This is a genomic window from Olleya sp. R77988, from assembly GCF_044594215.1.
GTDB lineage: Bacteria > Bacteroidota > Bacteroidia > Flavobacteriales > Flavobacteriaceae > Olleya.
On record NZ_CP138988.1, the window covers coordinates 2289237 to 2309219 of the forward strand.

Consider the following 19983-nt stretch of genomic DNA (forward strand, 5'->3'; position numbering starts at 1 on the left):
TATGTCAACACAGTAAATTACGAAAATTCTTACAATCAATTAGTTATGAATTTGTGTTAAGTAAATAGGTCATTCAACCTTTAATTTTGTATTTTATCGATTTGATAGTACTAAGGCTTTGTAGTTACGAATTAATCAATATTTTTAGAGGATGATTAATTAATTATTAACTAAAATAAATTTAATATGAGAAAAATTACTTTTTTAATTTGTACAATGTTGCTTAGCGTTTTTGCTACTGCACAATGTATTAACACAACATCATTTGGAAATGCTGTGTCAAATAACTCAGGAGTGTCCCAACAAGTATCAACTTGTACATATACTTCAGAGTATAATACAGTTACAGGTTTAATTATTGGAGATGATTACGAGTTTGTTGCTACACTTGCTGGAGCAGATGTTTACATTACTGTAACAGATTTAGCAGATGTAGTTATTGGTTTTGGACCTTCTCCATTAGAAGTTACAGCTACAGGAACAGATGTAAGAGTTCATATTACAGATGATGCTGCATGTGGATCAACATCTTCATGTCATGTAACATCTTTTACAAATATTTCAGTAACATGCCCTCCAACTACAGCTTTAACAGCAACTGGAATTACTACAGAAGAGGCAGTATTAGGATGGACTAGTCAAGGTACTGAAACTTTATGGAATATAGAATTAGTAGATATTACTGCTGGTGGTGCTCAAACAATGACAGCAACTGAGTCTGGTGTAACAAATCCTTATACAGCTACTGGTTTAGCTGATGGTAATGATTATGAGTTTTACGTTCAGGCAGATTGTACAGGTGGTGATGTGTCAGAATGGGTAGGACCTTTCGCTTTTCAAACTGTTCCTAACTGTTTAACACCAACAACTTTAACAGTTTCAAGTATTACAGCTAGTGGTGCCGATTTAGGTTGGACAGAAGCTGGAACTGCAACTACTTGGAATGTTGAAATAGTTGATATAACAGGTGGAGAATCTCAATCAATGTCTCCAACTGCTACAGGTGTTACAAATCCTTATGAAGCAAGTGGATTAACTGATGCTAATGATTACGAATTTTATGTTCAAGCAGATTGTGGTGGTGGAAGTTTATCTCCTTGGGCTGGACCTTTTAGCTTTACAACAGCATGTGTAGCTATGGCAGCACCTTATACAGAAGATTTTGAAACATTTACAACTTCAGCTGCAGCATTTACACTTGAAAACTGCTGGTCAGGATCTGGAGGAACTTATTTTTGGGAGTCTGCTCCTGGAACTGATACAGGTTCAACAGGAACAGGACCATCTAATACTATAACTACAGGTAATTATTTTTATACTGAAGCTTCTGGTGGTACAGCAGGTGATATTACAGATTTAACTGCACCATTAATGGATTTAACTGCATTAACTGCACCTGCAATTACTTTTAACTACCATATGTTTGGAGCTCAAATAGGTACTTTAGAAGTATTAGTAGATGGTGTTAGTGAATTTTCTGTAACTGGTCAGCAACAAGCTTCAGAAACTGAAGATTGGGCTTTAGCAATTGTAGATTTAGCAGCTTATGCTGGTCAAACAGTACAAGTAGTAATTAGAGCTACAAGCGCAGGTACTTATGAAGGTGATATAGCAATTGATAATGTTTCTTTTACAGAGATGCCAGCTTGTGATGCACCAGTTGCAACTTTTACAGTTGTTGAAGATTGTGTAAATGGATTCTCTGTGGATATTGATGTTACAGATTTAGGATCAGGAGCATCTTATGATGTACAAAATGGTGGAGCTAGTGTTGGTACTATTTCTGCTTTAGGAACAACTACTGTTGGACCTTTTGCAAATGGAACTGCTATTACTTTAACAATTGTTCATCCAGATGATAGTATTTGTGATGTTTCAGAATCAGGACTTGAAGATACAACATGTCCACCTCCAACTGTAGGTACATTAACTTTAAGTGGTGGTTGTGGCGTTGCAAATGATGCAGCGATTAATACATTAGCTTCAGGAGAAATCCACTGGTATGAGTTAGTTTATGATGGAACTTGTACAGACTTTACTGTTGATACAGAAGGTGGAGCATTTGATACAGAATTAGGTATATATGATGCTACAGGTAACTTTATATCTAATAATGATGATGGAGGAACTGGGACTTTAAGTTTATTATCTATTTCTGGTGAACCAGCAGGTACTTATTATGTAGCAGCTGGATCTTATAATATGACTTTTGGTACAACTGCTTGGGATGTAACTACAGCAGGTAGTAATACTGGTGATTTATATGTAAATGTAAGTACTGTTATACCTAACGACGAATGTGCTAATGCAGAAGCATTAATGTTTGGAGTTGAGGTTTCAGCTGATAATACTGGAGCAACTGATTCTGGTGTAGCATCAACTTGTAACCCTGCAACTGTTGCAGATTTATGGTACAGCTTTGTTGCAGGTACTTCAGGAGAAGTAACTATTACTACTACTGCTGCTAATTATACAGTATATTCAGATTGTGCAGGAACAGAAGTATCTTGTAACACATCTTCTGTTACTGGTTTAACAGATGGAACAACTTATTATATTAGTGTTACTGATGATGGTACTGCTAGAGCTCAGGCTCCAGGAGCATTTACATTAACAGTAGCAGAAGCTACTGCAGGAGTAAATGATTTTAATGCAGATAGCTTATTCTCTTACTATCCAAACCCAGTAAGTAATAACTTAACATTAAACGCTCAAAAAGAGATTTCTAATGTATCTGTTTATAATATGATTGGACAAGAAGTATACAGAAATGCACCTAATAGTGTAAATAATACTGTAGATATGTCTAACTTACAATCAGGAGCTTACTTTGTTAAAGTAACTATTGATAATGTAACAGAAACAGTAAAAGTAATTAAGAACTAATCTTAAACTTTAATACTTATTTAAAAGCCACCTTTTTAGGTGGCTTTTTTTATGAGTTGTATTTAATTTAGTCTATGTTTTTTACTTTTAATAGTAATCTTATATTAAAAAATAAAGTCATTTATGCTTTTGAATTAAATTATGTATATTGTTTTGTTAAGTTTATAATAATATAGTTTTTTTGAACTTAAATAGATTTAGCACTAAAAAATTATATTTTATTAAGATGAAAAAAATTACGTTACTATTTTTATTATTAGCAATTGCTTTTAACGCTAACAGTTTTGCTACACCAAAAATTTCTAATACTGTTTTTGATGTATTTATGAATGGAGATGTTATTTCTAACCCGATTGCAATTACACCATCGTCAGAAAACACAACATGTAATACTAGTACTTATACTTTTTCTTATGATTTTTCTTCTGGTGTAACAGATAGTGGTCTAGATGGAACTTGTGATGGTTCTAATACAGGTTTAGATATGTTTTTTAGCTGGACAGCAACTACAGATGCTTTAATTTGGAATGATGGAGAAGGTAATCCTGGAATAATTGTAAGAGATGCATCTACTGGCAATCAAATTACCTGTATTGATACTTTTGCTTCAGCAGATTATGTTTTAAGCGGGTGGAGTATTGGTCAGAATCTAATATTACAAGTTTATGATTTTGGAACATCTTCTGTTAATCCATTATCATTTTGTTTATCAGAGTATACTTTGCCAGACGCACCAAACTGCGCAACAAATCCTACACCATCTAACACTAGCACTAATATTACAGCCGGAATTGTAACTTTATACTGGTCCGAAGCAACTTCTGGTCCAACAACTACAAGCTATGATATTTACGCTGGAGTTTTACCTGATTATTCAGATCAAGTATTAAGAGGTAACTCTGCAACTCCAAATTTTGATTTAACAGATGTAGGTTTTAATCAAACTGTATATTGGAAAATAGTGCCAAAAAATGGACCAACAGGAAATACAAATTGTAGTTATTGGAGTTTTACTTCAGCAGGAGCACCAACAGGAGCTTTATGTACTGATCCTCTAATAGTTTCATCTATACCTTATAACGATGTAAATAATACTAATGGTTTTGGAGATGACTATGATGGTTCTCCAGGTTCTACAGGTTGTGGAACAACAGATACATTTTTAAATGGTGATGATGTAGTTTATGCTTATACAGCAACAGCAGACACTCAAATTAGTATCGATTTAGATGCAATAGCTGCTTATTCAGGAGTTTTTGTTTATACAGATTGTACAGATATAGGAACAGCTTGTATTGCTGGTGCTTCAGATGATACCGCAAACATAAGAGAGATTGACTTAGTTGTAACTAATGGAACAACTTACTATATAGTAATTTCGACTTTTCCTCAACCACAAACAACAACTTATACATTAGATATTTATGAAAATAGTTGTATTAATTCAACTTTTAATTATTCAACTGTTGAAGATTGTGTAAACAACCAGTTTAGTATTGATGTTGAAGTAACAGATATGGGATCAGCTAGTACAATTAATATAACAGATGATAAAGGAAGTACTTTACAAACTGCAACATCAGTTGGCACCATAACTTTTGGACCATATCAATTTGGAGAAGAAGTAACTATTGACACTGTTAATGCAGATGATTCTACTTGCTTTAGTACTAGTAGCCCTTTAACTTTTAATTGCGCTCCAGAAAATGATAATTGTAGTACAGCAACTGTTGTTACATCTTCTGTGATTGGCGCAGAAATATGGATGACAGGTACAACAGTAAGTAATACTGCTTCTGGTGTGATTTCTACATGTGGTTCTAATGGAAGTGGAAGAGATACTTGGTTTACAGTAACTGTGCCTTCAAATTTAATTGCTGGGACAAATTATATTATAGCAACCCAAGCAGATCCTTCTGGGACGTCAGCATTAACAGATTCTGTTTTGTCAATTTTTTCAGATTGTAGCGGAACAGAAATAGCATGCGATGATGACTCTGGAGCTGGAAATTTCTCTCAAATTACGCTTATAGAAGGAACAGATGTTGTAGCAGGACAAGTAATTTATTTAAGAGTAAATGAGTATGGAGCTTCAGCATCAAAAGTTCAAGGACCTCAAGATGGTACTTTTCAGATTTCTGCAGCAGCATTAAACTCATCACTTTCAATAGATAGGTTTAACTCTAATGCTTTGTTTTCTTATTACCCAAACCCTGTAAATAATACTTTAACATTAAAAGCAGAAAAAAAGATTTCTAATATATCTGTTTACAATATGATTGGACAAGAAGTATACAAAAACATACCTAACAGTGTAAATAATATTTTAGACATGTCTAACTTACAATCAGGAGCTTACTTTGTTAAAGTGACTATTGATAACGTAACGGAAACGGTAAAAGTAATTAAGAACTAATCTTAAACTTTAATACTTATATAAAAGCTACCTTTTTTAGGTGGCTTTTTTTATACTATTAACTTACATTTGTTAAATGGAATTAAACATTTCTTTTATAATACCAGTTTTTAATCGTCCAGACGAAATTGAAGAGCTTCTAGAGAGCTTTTCTAAATTAAATGGAGGACATAATTTTGAAATTGTTATTATCGAAGACGGTTCTAATATTACTTCTGAAGCAATTATAACAAAATATAAAGATCAGTTAGATATTTCATATTATTTTAAGCCAAATTCTGGACCTGGAGATTCTAGAAACTATGGAATGCAAAAAGCTAAAGGGAACTATTTTATTATTTTGGATAGTGATTGTTTGTTGCCAAGTAATTATTTAATTGAAGCCATTAAAAGCTTAAAACAAGACTATGTAGATTGTTTTGGAGGACCAGACAAAGCACATCAGTCATTTTCTGATGTACAAAAAGCTATAGATTTTAGTATGACTTCTTTTATTACAACTGGTGGTATTAGAGGACATAAAAAAAGTGTAGACAAGTTTCAACCAAGAAGCTTTAATATGGGTTTGTCTAAAAAAGCATTTGAAGCCACTAATGGTTTTGGTAATATACATCCTGGAGAAGATCCAGATTTAACAATTAGATTATGGGATTTAGGATATAATACTAAGCTTATTCCAGAAGCGTATGTGTATCATAAAAGACGTATTTCTTGGTCTAAATTTTATAAACAAGTCAATAAGTTTGGATCTGTTAGACCAATCCTTAATAAATGGCATCCACAAACAAAAAAAATAACCTATTGGTTTCCAACGTTGTTTTGTATAGGAGTTGTTTTTGCAATAACTTTATCAATTTTTAAAATTTATTTTCCATTATATTTACTTCTAGGCTATTATGCTGTAATATTTATTTTAGCTTTAATCAAAACAAAAAACTTGATTATTGCGTTTCAAGTAGTATTAGCTGTTACTATTCAGTTTTTAGGTTATGGTTATGGGTTTTTAAAATCTACGTTGCTATTAAGTTTTAATAGTAATAAACCAGAAGTTATTTTTCCTCATTTGTTTTTTAAAAATAAATAATGCAAAATTTAAAATTAAAAATACGTAACTTATTTAGAAGCAGGAAGATTAATGTTTTTCTACTGTTTTTTGTATTGGCATTTTTAATTTTAGTGTTAACTAAATTATCAAAAGTATATACAGGAACATTATCTTTTAAAGTTAAGCCAAAACATGTAAATGCCACACACGTCATAGTTAATACAGATAAACCAGCTTTAAACATAACATTTGAAACTAACGGTTTTAACTGGCTTAAATACGCTATAACGCGTCCAGAATTAGATATTGATTTTGAAAAAGATGTATCAAAAAAAGATTCTATGTTAATATGGAGTGTGTCAAAAGGCTATTCTAATATCAATAATCAATTTAGTATAGATAAAAAGATTATTAGTATAAATCCTGATACCTTACTATTTAGATTTGATGTTAATGATGTCAAGCTTGTCCCAGTTGTATTAAATATTGATATTGACTATGCTCAAGGATTTAATACATTGGATAATATAAAAACTACTCCTGATAGTGTTAAATTAATAGGACCAAGTACAGTCTTGAAGAAAATTAAAAAAATTGAAACACAAAAATTGAAATTAAGTAATGTAAAAGCTAACATAGATCAGTTAGTAATGTTGAATTTAGACAGTATTAATGATATTAAAACTAATATGAAGCAGGTTAGTCTATCAATTAATGTTTCAAAATTTTCTGAAGGAATAGTAGAATTACCAATAGAAATTATTAATATTCCAGCAGGAAAAACAATTAATTACTTTCCTAAACATGTCTCATTAAGTTATACTACAAGTTTAGAGAATTATAACAACATAACTAGTCAGGATTTTAAAGTTATTTGTAATTATGAAGACGCTTCAGAAGTTTCTTATCTTACACCTAGTGTAGTAAAGCAACCAAAGGATGTAAAAAACATTAGGCTGCTTCAGCAGAAAATTGAATTTATTATAACAGAATGACACCAAAAACAGTAGGATTAACAGGCGGAATTGGTAGCGGAAAAACTACTGTGGCTAATTTTTTTAAAAAATTAGATATTCCTGTTTATATAGCAGATGTAGAAGCTAAAGCATTAATGAATCGTTCTAAAGTTATAAAGCGAAAACTTATTCAGCTTTTTGGAGATCAAGCATACATAAATAACAGTTTAAATAAACCTTTTATTGCTAGTCAAATTTTTAGTAATAAAGAGTTATTACAAAAAATGAATGCTATTGTACACCCAAAAGTCGCTAGACATTTTGAGAAATGGGTAAAAAAGCAAACCTCTAAATATGTCATAAGTGAAGCTGCTATTATTTTTGAAAACGGTAGTTATAAAAAATACGATTACATTATTACAGTAGTTGCACCAGAAAATGTAAGAATTAAAAGAGTAATCCAACGTGATGATTCTTCTAAAGAAAAAGTAAAAGCCATAATGAATAACCAATGGAGTGACAAGCAAAAAATAGAACGCTCTAATTTTGTAATTACTAATACAGATTTAGAGAACACTAAATTACAGGTTAATAAAATCCATCAAGAACTCTTAAAAAGCACAACAAATCATTAAATTTTAACGTTTTTGTTAATGTAAGGTTAAATGCTAAGATTGGTAAATGTTAAAATCTTAATTTTGATTGATGAATAAAAGGATTTTTCTTGTATTGGTCGTTTTAATGAGTTGTTCTTTAATAGGAATTATCTTGGTTCAAGCCTATTATATTAATAACTCACTTCAAAACACAGAAAAACAGTTTAACCATAATGTTAAAAAAGCATTAAGTTATGTGTCCAATACAATTGAAAAAGAAGAAAAGGAAGATTATTTAAGAAAATTTACAGAATTATTAAGGCAAGGAGTAATTAATGATACCACTGCAATAATAAATATATATTTAAAAGAAGATAATCCAGATACAAATGAAACTGTAATTTACAGAAACGGAATTTTGGAAGAAAATTTTAAAGTATCTTCTGCGCTCTTTGACATAGGTTTAGATAGTTTAAATGTAAAACGTATTTTACAAAAAAGAGAGACAGAAATTATTGGAAACAACTCAGTCGATGGAAATAATAATTTATCAATGCTTTCTAAATTAAGTAATTTAAATGAAAGTACTCAGATAGCATTAGAAACTGTTTATAAAGACAAAGCATACTTAAAACCATTACATAAAAGAGTTAATCTTGATAAGATTGATAGATTATTAGCATTAAAACTTTTAGAAGATGATATAGATATTGATTATGAGTTTGCTATCTATAGTAACGATTTATCAACAAAAATTAAAACACAAGATTTTAATCTTGATAAGTCATCAACATTTAGCGTTCCCTTTTTTTATAACGAAAATGACAAAAGTAATTATAGGTTATTAGTTAATTTTCCGGAACGTAGTAAATTTATTTTTTCGTCAATTTTAACGATGTTAATTTTGTCAATTGTGTTTACATTAATTATAATAATTGCATATTCTAGTGCATTATACCAGTTAATTAAACAAAGACAGATTTCAGAAATAAAAACAGACTTTATCAATAATATGACACATGAGTTTAAAACGCCAATTGCAACAATAAACTTGGCATTAGACTCTATTAAAAACCCTAAGATAATTGATGACAAAGAAAAGGTTTTACGTTACTTAGGAATGATAAAAGAAGAAAATAAACGCATGCATGCACAAGTAGAAAATGTGCTAAGAATATCTAAACTTGAAAAAAACGAACTAAATATTAGTAAGGAACGTATTGACCTTAACGACTTAGTAGAAGATGCTATTAGTCATGTAGAGTTAATCGTTGAAGATAGAGGCGGAGAGATAGAAACACATCTTGACGCAGAAAGGTCATCAGTATTAGCAAACGATACTCATTTTACTAATGTTTTAGTTAATATATTGGATAATGCAATTAAGTATTCTCCAGAAGCACCTAAAATAATTGTTACTACAGAAGTTGTATCCAATAACATTTTAGTGCATATAAAAGACCACGGAAGTGGTATGAGTAAAACAGCTCAAAAACGTGTGTTTGAAAAATTTTATAGAGAACATACAGGAAATATACATAATGTAAAAGGTCATGGTTTAGGCTTAGCTTATGTAAAAAGAATAGTGGAAGACCATCAAGGTCATATATCAGTAGAAAGTGAAAAAGAAAAAGGAAGTACATTTACAATAAAGCTTCCATTAATCTCGTAATATTATGGATGAACAATTAAAAAGGATATTATTAGTAGAGGACGATCCAAATTTCGGAACCGTTTTAAAAGATTATTTAGCAATGAATGATTACGAAGTCACACACGCCAAAAATGGTATGGAAGGCTTTGAAAAATTTAAAAGAGGCGATTTTGACCTATGTATTTTAGATGTCATGATGCCTTATAAAGATGGATTTACTCTAGCTAAAGAAATTAGAGAAAAAAACACAGATGTACCAATTGTTTTCTTAACAGCAAAAGCTATGAAAGAAGACGTGCTTAAAGGCTATAAAGTTGGAGCAGATGATTATTTAAATAAGCCTTTTGATAGTGAAGTCTTATTAATGAAAATTAAAGCCATCATGCAACGTAAAGCAAACGATACGGTTGCAGATAGCAAACAATTTGAGTTTAAAATAGGTGGTTTTGATTTAAACTCTAAACTTAGATTTTTAAAGTATAATGGAGGAGAAGCTGTTAAGTTATCTCCAAAAGAAAACGAGCTGCTACGTATGTTAGCATTACATGAAAACGATTTAATGCCACGTGAGTTAGCATTAACAAAAATATGGAGAGATGATAATTACTTTACTTCAAGAAGTATGGATGTTTACATCGCAAAGCTTAGAAAATATTTAAAGTTAGACCCAACGGTTGAAATTTTAAATATTCATGGAGAAGGTTTTAGATTAGTGGTTAATCAAAACGATTAAAAAACTTATAATAGTTTATAAAAAAACCAGCTTTTTGCTGGTTTTTTTATGCTTATTTAATAATAGTTTTAATTTTTGAAACTATGTCTTCAATAGGTGTTTGGTAATCAAACCAAATGGTTTCAGTATTACGTTTAAACCAGGTTAGCTGTCGTTTTGCAAAACGACGCGAGTTTTTTTGTATTTCAGAAATTGCAAAATCTAACGACCATTCTTTATTTAAAAAATTAAAAATCTCTTTATAGCCAACAGTATTTAAGCTGTTTAGTTTTTGATAGGGTAGTAAGGATTTAACCTCTTCAACTAAACCATTTTCAACCATAATATTGACACGTCTATTTATTCTGTCATAAATAATACTGCGTTCTGCATCCAAGCCAATAGTAATAGTTGTAAAAGGTCTTTTGTTTTTATCCTTATTTAAAAATGAAGAATATGGTTGTCCACTTCCAATACAAACCTCTAAAGCACGTATAACACGTTGTGGATTATCTAAAGCAATAGTATTATAAGATGCTAAATCTAATTTTTTTAGCTGAAGCTGTAGTGTTTCCAAACCTTCAGTTTCTAATTTATTATTTAGTTGTTCTCTCATAGATTTATCTACTTCAGGAAAATAATCTAGTCCTTTAGTTACTGCATCTACGTATAAACCAGAACCACCAACCATAATCACTATTTCGTGCGTTTGATGAAGGTTTTTAATACAATCAAGTGCTTCTTTTTCAAAAGCACCAACGTTGTAGTCTTCTGTTACAGATCTATGATGGATAAAATGGTGTTTTGCAGCTTCTAACTCTGGTTTTGTTGGAGCAGCAGTACCAATACTCATTTCTTTAAAAAACTGTCTAGAATCCGCAGATATGATTTCTGTCTTAAAATAATTGGCAAGCTTAATACTTAAAGTAGTTTTACCAATAGCAGTTGGTCCAATTATCGAGATAAGGTATTTGTTGTTTATACTCAAAATAAGTAGTTGCTAATGTAGATTATGTCCACAGTCATAACAAAACTCTGCATTGTCTTTGTGGCTTTCTGCAGTACAATTTGGGCAAGCTTGCGTATTGGTATCTATTTTCTTATCTGAAGATTTTGCTAGTTCTGACGTAACAATTCCAGTAGGAACTGCAATAATACCATAACCTAATACCATAACTATTGAGGCAATAAATTGTCCTAAAGGCGTTTGAGGCGCAATATCTCCATAACCAACAGTAGTAAGGGTTACAATACACCAATAGACACTTTTTGGGATGTTGGTAAAGCCATTTTCTTCGCCTTCAATCATGTACATAATAGTCCCCAAAATAATAGAGATAATAACTACAGCAAATAAAAACACTGATATTTTGACACGACTAGCTTTAATAGCATTTACTAAAGTATTTGATGCACCTAAATAACGACCTAATTTTAAGATTCTAAAAACGCGTAATAGTCGTAAGCCTCTTAATGCAACTAGTGCATGTGTACCAACAAATATTAAAGACAAGTACTTTGGAATTGTTGATAATAAATCAATAATTCCATAAAAACTGAAAGCGTACTTAAGCGGTTTGTTAACTGTTATTAATCTTAAAATATATTCTACAGTAAATAAAATAGTAACAATCCATTCACCAATATTTAATAAGTCATGATATTTTGTGTCAATACTATTAACACTTTCAAGCATCACTAATATGATACTTGCTATAATAAAAAATAGCAATACAACATCAAACAATTTTCCAGCAGGTGTATCTGCTTCATATATTATGGTATGAAGTTTTTCCTTCCAAGTTTGTTGTTTTTTATTTGAACTCATGATGTAAAAATACTATAAAAAATATAACATTTTAGAATAGTGTTATTATTTGAAGTAACTATATATGTAATTAGTTATCTAACTGTAAAATTTTTAATCGTTTATTTTTTCGTAAATAACTTTGTATTATGTGTTGTTGATCTCTATTATTCTCCATTGGAGTAATAATAGATTCTAAAATTTCAATATTATTTATTTGATAATTTAAATTATAAAAACCAAGACCCTTAAACACTCCGTTTTGTATCAGTATCGCACAGCGTTCTTCAATTTGTCGACCTCTATCTATAATAACCATGTTTTGGTTTTTATAGCTGTACTTATTTAATAATTTTCCTACACGATGGTTGTACTGTTCTGGAGTTTCTTTTTCAATACATGCACCTTCACACTTTTTTACATCGTAATGAAAACAGCTTGTTTTTGTTTTGTATAATCCAGATAATTTTTGACATAATTCAAATTGTTCGACCATTTTTTCTAAAAAATGACGACCACTTTGTCTTGTGCTAAAAGTGGTTACATTTTCTTTTCTACCATCTGCTTTATCTATAGTTAGATTGATATAACCATGATGATCTGTAAAACTATATAAAGCATGTGTAAATATGCTTCTGCGTAAAGCTCTGTTAAGTATTGGTTTGTTTTGTTTGATTGCTTCACTTTCTTTTAAAAGTGCAACAAGCTCACTTCCAGTAGACTCATAAGTTACTCTTGCTACAAGAGTTTGCATTTTTTTAGATTTAGGTGTTGTACCTGTAAAATGCTGATTGACTCTATTTTTTATGTTTTTACTTTTGCCAATATAAATAATCTCTCCATCTGCTTTATGCATATAATACACTCCAGTTATAGATGGTAAATTATCAACAATATCTATTAAACGAGGTTCCATCTGGAATTTGGGCTCTTTTCTAATAGATTCTTTTATAATGGTTTTATTTGTGTCTTTATCTAATAGTAATTTAAATAATTTTACTGTAGCTAATGCATCACCAGAAGCACGATGTCTGTCTGTTACTGGTATACCAAGTGACCTGACTAATTTACCTAAACTATAGGATTTTTGATCAGGAATTAAATCTTTAGCCAGCTCTACTGTACATAAGGTTTCGCGCTCAAACTGGAAACCTAGTCTTTTAAACTCTGTTTTTAAAATGCGATAATCAAACTGCGCATTATGAGCAACTAAAATGGTGTCTTCTGTAATTTCTACAATACGTTTAGCAACCTCATAAAATTTAGGAGCATTACGTAGCATTTTACTATTTATACCTGTTAAGTTAACTACAAATGGCTGAATATCTCGTTCTGGATTGACTAAACTTATAAACTGGTCTACAACCTCATGGCCATTATATTTATAAATGGCTATTTCGGTTATTCCTTCTTCGTTAAACTTACCACCTGTGGTTTCTATGTCGACTATTGTGTACAATACAGTTAAAAATTAATAGTTAAAAACTAAAAGTTATTTAGTTTTTGATTTCATAGTTTTAATTGTCGAAACTAACATTTTTATTAATTCTTTATTAGAAAAAGTTAATGTTTTAAATGTGCTTTCATCAATATAATTGGAATCATGAATTAATGAAATCCAATAATCAGTTTCATTAGCTTCTTTTAAAGCTATACTCATTTTACTAATAAAATCTTTATTTGATTGAGCAAATTCTGCTTCTCTTATATTTGCACCTATTGATGTGCCACTTCTAAGTAGTTGTTTGGATAAAGTAAATTCTTTTTTTTCTAAAGAAATCAATTGATACGATTTTATTACTTGTAAAGCAAAACCGTAACTTTTTGTTTTTAAAATTGATTCACTCATAAATTTTGCGATAAACTTTTATCTTTTCACTTTTAACTATTAGTTGCGTACACCAAATATACTACTTCCAACTCTAACCATAGTACTACCACAAGCAATTGCTAAAGGATAATCTCCACTCATTCCCATAGATATTGTTTTTAAATCTAAATGAATAGTTTTTAGTGATTCAAAAGTTGTTTTTAATAAACTGAATTCTTCTTTAATTTGATCTTGATTATCAGTAAAAGTAGCCATTCCCATCACACCAGTTACTCTAACGTTTTTTAAAGATGAAAAGTCTTCAGACTGAAGTAAAGTTGTTGCGTCTTCAGCACTCATACCAAATTTAGAATCTTCTGAAGCTATCTTAATTTGAAGTAAACAATCAATAACTCTATTGTGTTTTAAGGCTTGTTTGTTAATTTCTTTAAGTAGTTTGAAGCTTTCAACACCATGTATTAAATCTACAAATCCAGCCATATATTTGACTTTATTGGTTTGTACGTGACCAATCATATGCCATTTAATATCCTTTGGCATTTGCTGAAATTTATCTGCCATTTCTTGGATTTTGTTTTCTCCAAAAATGCGTTGTCCAGCATCATAGGCTTCCATTAAATCTGCAACTGGTTTTGTTTTTGAAACTGCAACTAAAGTAACATGTTCTGGAAGGGATTGTTTTATAGTAATTAGGTTTTGTTTTATGCTCATTTTAAAAATTGCCATCAATTAAATTATGGTCTTTAGGTAATTTAAATAAGGATTTTTTTAGTTGTGTATGTTTTACTTCAGTAGCTATGATATCAACAGTAAATGCAGGAAATGTCATTTCTAACCTTAGATAAATTGCTTTCATTAAACTAACTATTTTGTTTTTATTAGAAACCAAAAAGAATTTATAATCTTCTGGATCTAAAGATAACTCGCTAGAGTAATAATAAGTTTTAATTCCATATTTATCTTTAAATATTAGTTTGTCACATTTATAACCTAAAATAGTGTCTGTATTTTTTTCAATTTTATAAGTAAACTCTTCTTCAGTTTTAGTATTTACTCTGTTATATTTAATCGTATCAGACTTTATGTTGTTTTTATAATATACTAACGTGTCTTTTGGACTATATAATTGATAACTCATAAAGTCTGAGTCGGTTTTTTCTAAATAAAATCCATCTTTAAAATGCGTTTTAGCTTCTGTTCCCATTAATTTTTTCAACTCTTGTAAGTCTAATTCAGAACTTTTAATGGTGTAATCCATTTTATAAGTAACAGTACCTTCAAACTCTTGAGAATAAAGCATGATAGATGCTAATAAGTTAAATAATGTAAATAGTTGCTTCATATTATTTTTACTTTTAAAATTCATAAATAGTAACACCACTTCTAATTTTAGGTTCAATATACGTGCTTTTTGGAGGCATTGTTAGTCCATCGTCTGCTATTTGTTTCATTTGTTCAATAGTCGCAGGAATCATGCCAAAACCAACTATAAACTCTTTGCTATCAACTTTACTTTTTAGGTTAACAATGTCTTTTTTTCCACTTAGATAAAAGATACGATCATTGTTACGCAAATCGGATATTCCTAAAATAGGTTCTAATATTGTTTTGTATAATACTTGTGCATCTAATTGGTCTAAAGACGTATTAAATTGATAATTTGATTTTCTAAGATATAAAGAGTAAAACTCGCCATCCAAATACATACTAAAATGATGCGATTTTGATGGTTTATAAGGCATTGAACCTCTGTTTTCAATACGATAGATAGTGTCTAATTGGATTAAAAATTCTTCTTTGGTTAATCCATTAAGGTCTTTAACTAATCTGTTAAACTCGTGTATGCGTAATTCGGATTCCGAAATTAAATAACTCATAAAAAAGTTATAGTTTTCTTCTCCAGTATGGTTTTTGTTTTCAGATTTTAAATCTTCACAAAGTAATTGTGAGGAAGACGATCGATGATGACCATCTGCTATATAAAGCGTTTTCATCTGGCTAAAGGTTTTGGCTATAGCATTTATATCGTTTTCATCTTCAATTAACCACAAATAGTGGGTGTCTCTATAAGTTGTAGTAAATTCAAACTCTGCACGTTCTTTTTGTTTTTTAGCTATAATTTTTGAAATGGTATCGTTATCAGGATAGGTTAGTAGTACAGGTTCTGCATTAAAACCAACTGTTTTTAAATAATCTTTAAAAATGGTTTCTCTAGAAGCTATAGTGTCTTCGTGTTTTTTAATAATGTTATTATTATAGTCTTCAACACTTGCTGCTGCTACAATACCATTAAATACTTGACGATCTCTGTCTACTATTTTATAGATATAAAAACACTGTTTTTGGTCTTGTTTAAAAACTTGGTCTTCTTTAAATTCTAAATACCTATTTCTAACTAAATTATAACGTGTCTCTCCAGAAATCTCCTTATGATACTTATATCCAGGATTTACTATGTGTAAAAACGAAAAAGGATTATGGTCCAAACGTGCTTCTCTTTCTGCTTGTGTGTAGCTTTGATAAGATCTGGAAGCTACTAAACTAACCTTATCTCTGGTTGGTCTTACTGCTTTAAAAGGAAGGATTTTGGTCATGTTTTTGATAATAAAACATCAGTTAATAGTACTACTAACTGATGCCTTTTTTCTTTTAACTATATAAACTGCTTCGAAACTTTCTCAGCTTTTCTGCTTTCTGAATAATCATAAAAACCTTCACCAGATTTAACACCTAATTTACCAGCATTTACCATGTTTACTAATAATGGGCAAGGTGCATATTTAGGGTTTTTAAATCCGTCATACATAACATTTAAGATGGATAAACAAACGTCTAACCCAATAAAATCTGCTAATTGTAATGGACCCATTGGATGTGCCATTCCTAGCTTCATTACTGTGTCAATTTCTTCTACTCCAGCAACACCATTGTATAACGTCTCGATAGACTCATTAAGCATTGGCATTAAAATACGGTTGGCTACAAAACCTGGATAATCGTTTACTTCTGTTGGTGTTTTACCTAAAGTTTTAGATAATTCCATAATAGTTTTAGTCACCTCATCGCTAGTATTATAACCACGAATAATCTCTACCAATTTCATGATTGGTACAGGATTCATAAAATGCATTCCAATAACCTTATCTGGTCTTGAAGTTGCTGCTCCAATTTGTGTGATAGAGATAGAAGAGGTGTTGGTTGCTAAAATAGTATCCTTACCACAAGCCTCATCCAATTGCTTAAATATTTTAAGCTTTAAATCTAGATTTTCAGTAGCAGCTTCAACAACTAAATCTGCATTTTTAACACCAGAATCAATGTTAGTAAATGTGGTTATGTTGCTTAACGTTTCTGTTTTATCAGATTCTGTAATCCTGTCTTTAGCAACCATTCTGTCTAAATTTTTGGCAATGGTATCCATTCCGCGTTTTAAAGACGCTTCGCTAATATCTATTAATTGTACTTTAAAACCTGATTGTGCAAAGGTATGAGCAATACCATTACCCATTGTTCCAGCACCTATTACAGCTATGTTTTTCATTGAAAAATTATATTTTTTCATTTCCGCGAAAGCAGAAATCATATTAATATTTTTATTAAATATTCTTTCAGTTTAAAGAAAGAGAGTCTCACTTTTGTGGGAACTAAAACTGATCAATTATCATTGTTGCTACACGCAATGCTTCTGTACCATCATGTAAAGTTACGATAGGTGTTGTATTATTGTTTATAGCATCAGCAAAAGAGTTTAACTCGTCCAAAATAGCGTTGTTAGCAGAGATTTCTGGGTTATCAAAATAGATTTGTTTTTTGACACCTTCTGCATTTTGTAAAACCATATCAAAATCTCCAGGTGTTTCTGGTGCATCTTTCATTTTTACAACTTCACATTTTTTCTCTAAAAAGTCAACAGAAATATAGGCATCACGTTGGAAAAAGCGTGTTTTACGCATGTTTTTAAGCGAAATTCTACTTGCTGTAAGATTGGCAACGCAACCATTAACAAACTCGATACGTGCATTTGCAATATCTGGCGTATCACTAATAACAGACACACCACTTGCAGATACGTTTTTAACTTTAGATTGTACAACGCTTAAAATAACGTCAATATCGTGTATCATTAAATCCAAAACCACAGGTACATCAGTACCACGTGGATTAAACTCAGCCAAACGATGTGCTTCAATAAACATTGGACTGTCTAATTGGTCTTTAACAGCAATAAATGCAGGATTAAAACGCTCGACATGACCAACTTGACCTTTAACACCATATTCTGCAACTAAAGTTCTTAAACTTTCTGCTTCTTGTACAGTGTTAGTTATTGGTTTTTCGACAAAAATATGTTTGCCTTTAGCAATTGCTTGTTTAGCACAATCGTAATGTGACAAAGTAGGCGTAACAATGTCTACAACATCTACTGCATCAATTAATCCTTCAATAGTATTGAAATATTTGTAGCCAAATTCGGCTTCTACTTTTTTAGCGTTGTCTTCATCTGCATCATAAAATCCAACTAAGTCAAATTTTTCTGATTGATTTAATAATCTTAAATGAATTTTCCCTAGGTGACCAGCACCTAATACACCAGCTTTTAGCATAGTTTATATCGTTTTCAACAAAAATAAGTTTTTTTGCACAGTATTTTATATGAAATTAACAATTAAATAGATGTTTTTAAAAGAATTTATAAATTGAATGAAATTCCTTTTCAACGTTGAAATTTTTAAACTATTTTTAGGCTCTAAACTATCCATTACCATTGAAAGATACTTTTAAACATAAAGGCTTACGTCAACAACTTGTTGCGGTTTTAAAGGACAAAGGAATAACCAATGAAGCAGTATTGTCTGCAATTGGTAAAATACCAAGACATTTATTTATGGATTCTAGTTTTTTAGACCATGCGTATCAAGACAAAGCGTTTCCTATTGCAGCAGATCAAACTATCTCTCAGCCTTATACAGTTGCTTTTCAAACCGAGTTAATGCAAGTTAAAAAAGGAGATAAAGTATTAGAGATTGGTACAGGAAGCGGTTATCAAACTGCAGTTTTATGCGAGCTTGGTGCTAAAGTGTATAGTATTGAAAGACAGCAAGAATTGTTTAAATTGACCAGTCGATTTTTACCAAAATTAGGTTACAGAGCTAAAAAATTAATTTTTGGAGATGGTTATAAAGGTCTAGTTGAAGAAGCACCTTTTAAAAGTATAATTGTTACTGCTGGTGCACCTTTTGTTCCAAACCCTTTATTAGCGCAATTAGCAATTGGTGGACGTTTAGTAATACCAGTTGGAGACGATGTACAAATTATGACATTGTTTGTTAGAACTAGTCAAAAAGACTTTGAAAAAACCGAGCTTGGCGAATTTAGATTTGTACCGCTTTTGGAGGATAAGAATTAGTGCGTAAAATGAGATCTAAATTTTAAAAATAATTGATTTTTAAATGAGGTTCGTTTAACGGTCTCGTATAACCGTAAGTTACGGGATAAAGGTTAATATTTTTCGGTTAAGCACTGGCGGTTATACATTGTTGTGTAGCGTAATTTTTCCTTTGTTTAGTTCTATTTGTTCATATTCAAAGTGATTAACATAACCAAAAAACCATTCTTTTTTTTCATAAACAAATTTCATAGGTCTTGGCAGAATTGGTCTAGAATAATCTTCAAATTGAGCAAATTTATAACCTATTCCTATAAGTAATTCATCACCATCTTCTGGTATGTATTCAAAATCAAATTCAGCATTTTTATTAAGCTCTTCAACAACGAATTCAGCAGTGAGTTCTTTATCCAACTTTTTAGAAGGTCGAAATAACTCACCCATTATCATACTTCTCTCTTCATTTGTTCTTTTCCGAATTGTTCTTTCTAATATCCAGTAATAAACTCGCTTGTAATACTCTTCTTCATTACCTAACACTTTGAAAGATTCCACTTTGCATTTCAATGCGTCATTGGATGCTTTTTCATTGCAAGTGCAAAAGGTTATATTTTTTTTGTTATCACACATAGTTTTGTTTTATGCTACACAATGTATAGATAAGGAGAGTTTTCAATTCTCTTTATCGAATGTT

Annotated in this window: 18 protein-coding genes; 8 read left to right on the plus strand and 10 right to left on the minus strand. The window is 30.7% G+C overall.

The window, feature by feature from the left end:
- The first annotated feature begins 186 nt into the window (after positions 1-186).
- From SJY17_RS10485 to SJY17_RS10515, 7 genes are all read left to right on the plus strand, one after another.
- Entirely contained in the window at positions 187-2886 is a 2700-nt protein-coding gene (locus SJY17_RS10485) for a T9SS type A sorting domain-containing protein (protein WP_397362509.1), read from the plus strand.
- Between the two features lie 226 nt (positions 2887-3112).
- A complete protein-coding gene (locus SJY17_RS10490; RefSeq protein WP_397362510.1) occupies positions 3113-5302 on the plus strand; it encodes a T9SS type A sorting domain-containing protein in 2190 nt (729 codons plus the stop codon).
- A gap of 76 nt (positions 5303-5378) precedes the next feature.
- The gene (locus SJY17_RS10495) at positions 5379-6386 is read left to right on the plus strand and encodes a glycosyltransferase (protein WP_397362511.1); all 1008 of its coding nucleotides are present in this window, start codon (positions 5379-5381) and stop codon (positions 6384-6386) included.
- Positions 6386-7342 carry a CdaR family protein gene (locus tag SJY17_RS10500; RefSeq protein WP_397362512.1) on the plus strand — a complete coding sequence of 319 codons (957 nt, stop codon included), beginning with the start codon at positions 6386-6388 and terminating at the stop codon, positions 7340-7342. The genes SJY17_RS10495 and SJY17_RS10500 overlap by 1 nt, the downstream gene beginning before the upstream one ends.
- A complete protein-coding gene (coaE, locus tag SJY17_RS10505; RefSeq protein ID WP_397362513.1) occupies positions 7339-7938 on the plus strand; it encodes a dephospho-CoA kinase in 600 nt (199 codons plus the stop codon). The genes SJY17_RS10500 and coaE overlap by 4 nt, the downstream gene beginning before the upstream one ends.
- 70 nt (positions 7939-8008) lie before the next feature.
- Entirely contained in the window at positions 8009-9571 is a 1563-nt protein-coding gene (locus tag SJY17_RS10510) for a sensor histidine kinase (protein WP_397362514.1), read from the plus strand.
- A gap of 4 nt (positions 9572-9575) precedes the next feature.
- Entirely contained in the window at positions 9576-10286 is a 711-nt protein-coding gene (locus tag SJY17_RS10515; protein ID WP_397362515.1) for a response regulator transcription factor, read from the plus strand.
- Between the two features lie 52 nt (positions 10287-10338).
- Here the strand turns inward: SJY17_RS10515 and miaA are convergent, their stop codons facing one another.
- From miaA to SJY17_RS10560, 9 genes are all read right to left on the minus strand, one after another.
- The gene (miaA, locus tag SJY17_RS10520) at positions 10339-11247 is read right to left on the minus strand and encodes a tRNA (adenosine(37)-N6)-dimethylallyltransferase MiaA (RefSeq protein ID WP_397364873.1); all 909 of its coding nucleotides are present in this window, start codon (positions 11245-11247) and stop codon (positions 10339-10341) included.
- Positions 11248-11265: 18 nt separating this feature from the next.
- Positions 11266-12093 (minus strand): ion transporter, encoded by an 828-nt coding sequence (locus tag SJY17_RS10525; protein ID WP_397362516.1) that lies wholly within the window; start codon positions 12091-12093, stop codon positions 11266-11268.
- 70 nt (positions 12094-12163) lie between these two features.
- Positions 12164-13531 (minus strand): exonuclease domain-containing protein, encoded by a 1368-nt coding sequence (locus SJY17_RS10530; protein ID WP_397362517.1) that lies wholly within the window; start codon positions 13529-13531, stop codon positions 12164-12166.
- A 33-nt stretch (positions 13532-13564) separates the two neighbouring features.
- Positions 13565-13921: a four helix bundle protein gene (locus SJY17_RS10535; RefSeq protein ID WP_397362518.1), complete on the minus strand. Its 357-nt coding sequence runs from the start codon at positions 13919-13921 to the stop codon at positions 13565-13567.
- Positions 13922-13960: 39 nt separating this feature from the next.
- Complete coding sequence (locus tag SJY17_RS10540; RefSeq protein ID WP_397362519.1) at positions 13961-14614, minus strand: YggS family pyridoxal phosphate-dependent enzyme; 654 nt, start codon at positions 14612-14614, stop codon at positions 13961-13963.
- 1 nt (position 14615) lies between these two features.
- Positions 14616-15245, minus strand: a complete 630-nt coding sequence (locus SJY17_RS10545) for a hypothetical protein (protein ID WP_397362520.1) — start codon at positions 15243-15245, stop codon at positions 14616-14618.
- Between the two features lie 13 nt (positions 15246-15258).
- A complete protein-coding gene (locus SJY17_RS10550; protein ID WP_397362521.1) occupies positions 15259-16497 on the minus strand; it encodes a DUF1015 domain-containing protein in 1239 nt (412 codons plus the stop codon).
- A 59-nt stretch (positions 16498-16556) separates the two neighbouring features.
- Positions 16557-17444, minus strand: a complete 888-nt coding sequence (locus tag SJY17_RS10555) for a 3-hydroxyacyl-CoA dehydrogenase family protein (RefSeq protein WP_397362522.1) — start codon at positions 17442-17444, stop codon at positions 16557-16559.
- 103 nt (positions 17445-17547) lie between these two features.
- Complete coding sequence (locus tag SJY17_RS10560) at positions 17548-18507, minus strand: Gfo/Idh/MocA family protein (protein ID WP_397362523.1); 960 nt, start codon at positions 18505-18507, stop codon at positions 17548-17550.
- Between the two features lie 161 nt (positions 18508-18668).
- Between SJY17_RS10560 and SJY17_RS10565 the strand changes: the two genes are divergently transcribed.
- Complete coding sequence (locus SJY17_RS10565; protein WP_397362524.1) at positions 18669-19310, plus strand: protein-L-isoaspartate(D-aspartate) O-methyltransferase; 642 nt, start codon at positions 18669-18671, stop codon at positions 19308-19310.
- A gap of 120 nt (positions 19311-19430) precedes the next feature.
- Here the strand turns inward: SJY17_RS10565 and SJY17_RS10570 are convergent, their stop codons facing one another.
- Entirely contained in the window at positions 19431-19919 is a 489-nt protein-coding gene (locus tag SJY17_RS10570; protein ID WP_397362525.1) for a hypothetical protein, read from the minus strand.
- Positions 19920-19983: the final 64 nt, after the last annotated feature.

Excerpts from the sequence above, each read along its gene's own strand:
- SJY17_RS10555 (WP_397362522.1), bottom strand. The coding sequence starts at position 17,444 with ATGAAAAACATAGCTGTAATAGGTGCTGGAACAATGGGTAATGGTATT.
- SJY17_RS10535 (WP_397362518.1), bottom strand. The coding sequence starts at position 13,921 with ATGAGTGAATCAATTTTAAAAACAAAAAGTTACGGTTTTGCTTTACAA.
- SJY17_RS10500 (WP_397362512.1), top strand. The coding sequence starts at position 6,386 with ATGCAAAATTTAAAATTAAAAATACGTAACTTATTTAGAAGCAGGAAG.
- SJY17_RS10550 (WP_397362521.1), bottom strand. The coding sequence starts at position 16,497 with ATGACCAAAATCCTTCCTTTTAAAGCAGTAAGACCAACCAGAGATAAG.
- SJY17_RS10560 (WP_397362523.1), bottom strand. The coding sequence starts at position 18,507 with ATGCTAAAAGCTGGTGTATTAGGTGCTGGTCACCTAGGGAAAATTCAT.
- SJY17_RS10485 (WP_397362509.1), top strand. The coding sequence starts at position 187 with ATGAGAAAAATTACTTTTTTAATTTGTACAATGTTGCTTAGCGTTTTT.
- SJY17_RS10490 (WP_397362510.1), top strand. The coding sequence starts at position 3,113 with ATGAAAAAAATTACGTTACTATTTTTATTATTAGCAATTGCTTTTAAC.
- SJY17_RS10525 (WP_397362516.1), bottom strand. The coding sequence starts at position 12,093 with ATGAGTTCAAATAAAAAACAACAAACTTGGAAGGAAAAACTTCATACC.
- SJY17_RS10515 (WP_397362515.1), top strand. The coding sequence starts at position 9,576 with ATGGATGAACAATTAAAAAGGATATTATTAGTAGAGGACGATCCAAAT.
- SJY17_RS10510 (WP_397362514.1), top strand. The coding sequence starts at position 8,009 with ATGAATAAAAGGATTTTTCTTGTATTGGTCGTTTTAATGAGTTGTTCT.
- SJY17_RS10495 (WP_397362511.1), top strand. The coding sequence starts at position 5,379 with ATGGAATTAAACATTTCTTTTATAATACCAGTTTTTAATCGTCCAGAC.
- SJY17_RS10545 (WP_397362520.1), bottom strand. The coding sequence starts at position 15,245 with ATGAAGCAACTATTTACATTATTTAACTTATTAGCATCTATCATGCTT.
- SJY17_RS10570 (WP_397362525.1), bottom strand. The coding sequence starts at position 19,919 with ATGTGTGATAACAAAAAAAATATAACCTTTTGCACTTGCAATGAAAAA.
- coaE (WP_397362513.1), top strand. The coding sequence starts at position 7,339 with ATGACACCAAAAACAGTAGGATTAACAGGCGGAATTGGTAGCGGAAAA.
- SJY17_RS10540 (WP_397362519.1), bottom strand. The coding sequence starts at position 14,614 with ATGAGCATAAAACAAAACCTAATTACTATAAAACAATCCCTTCCAGAA.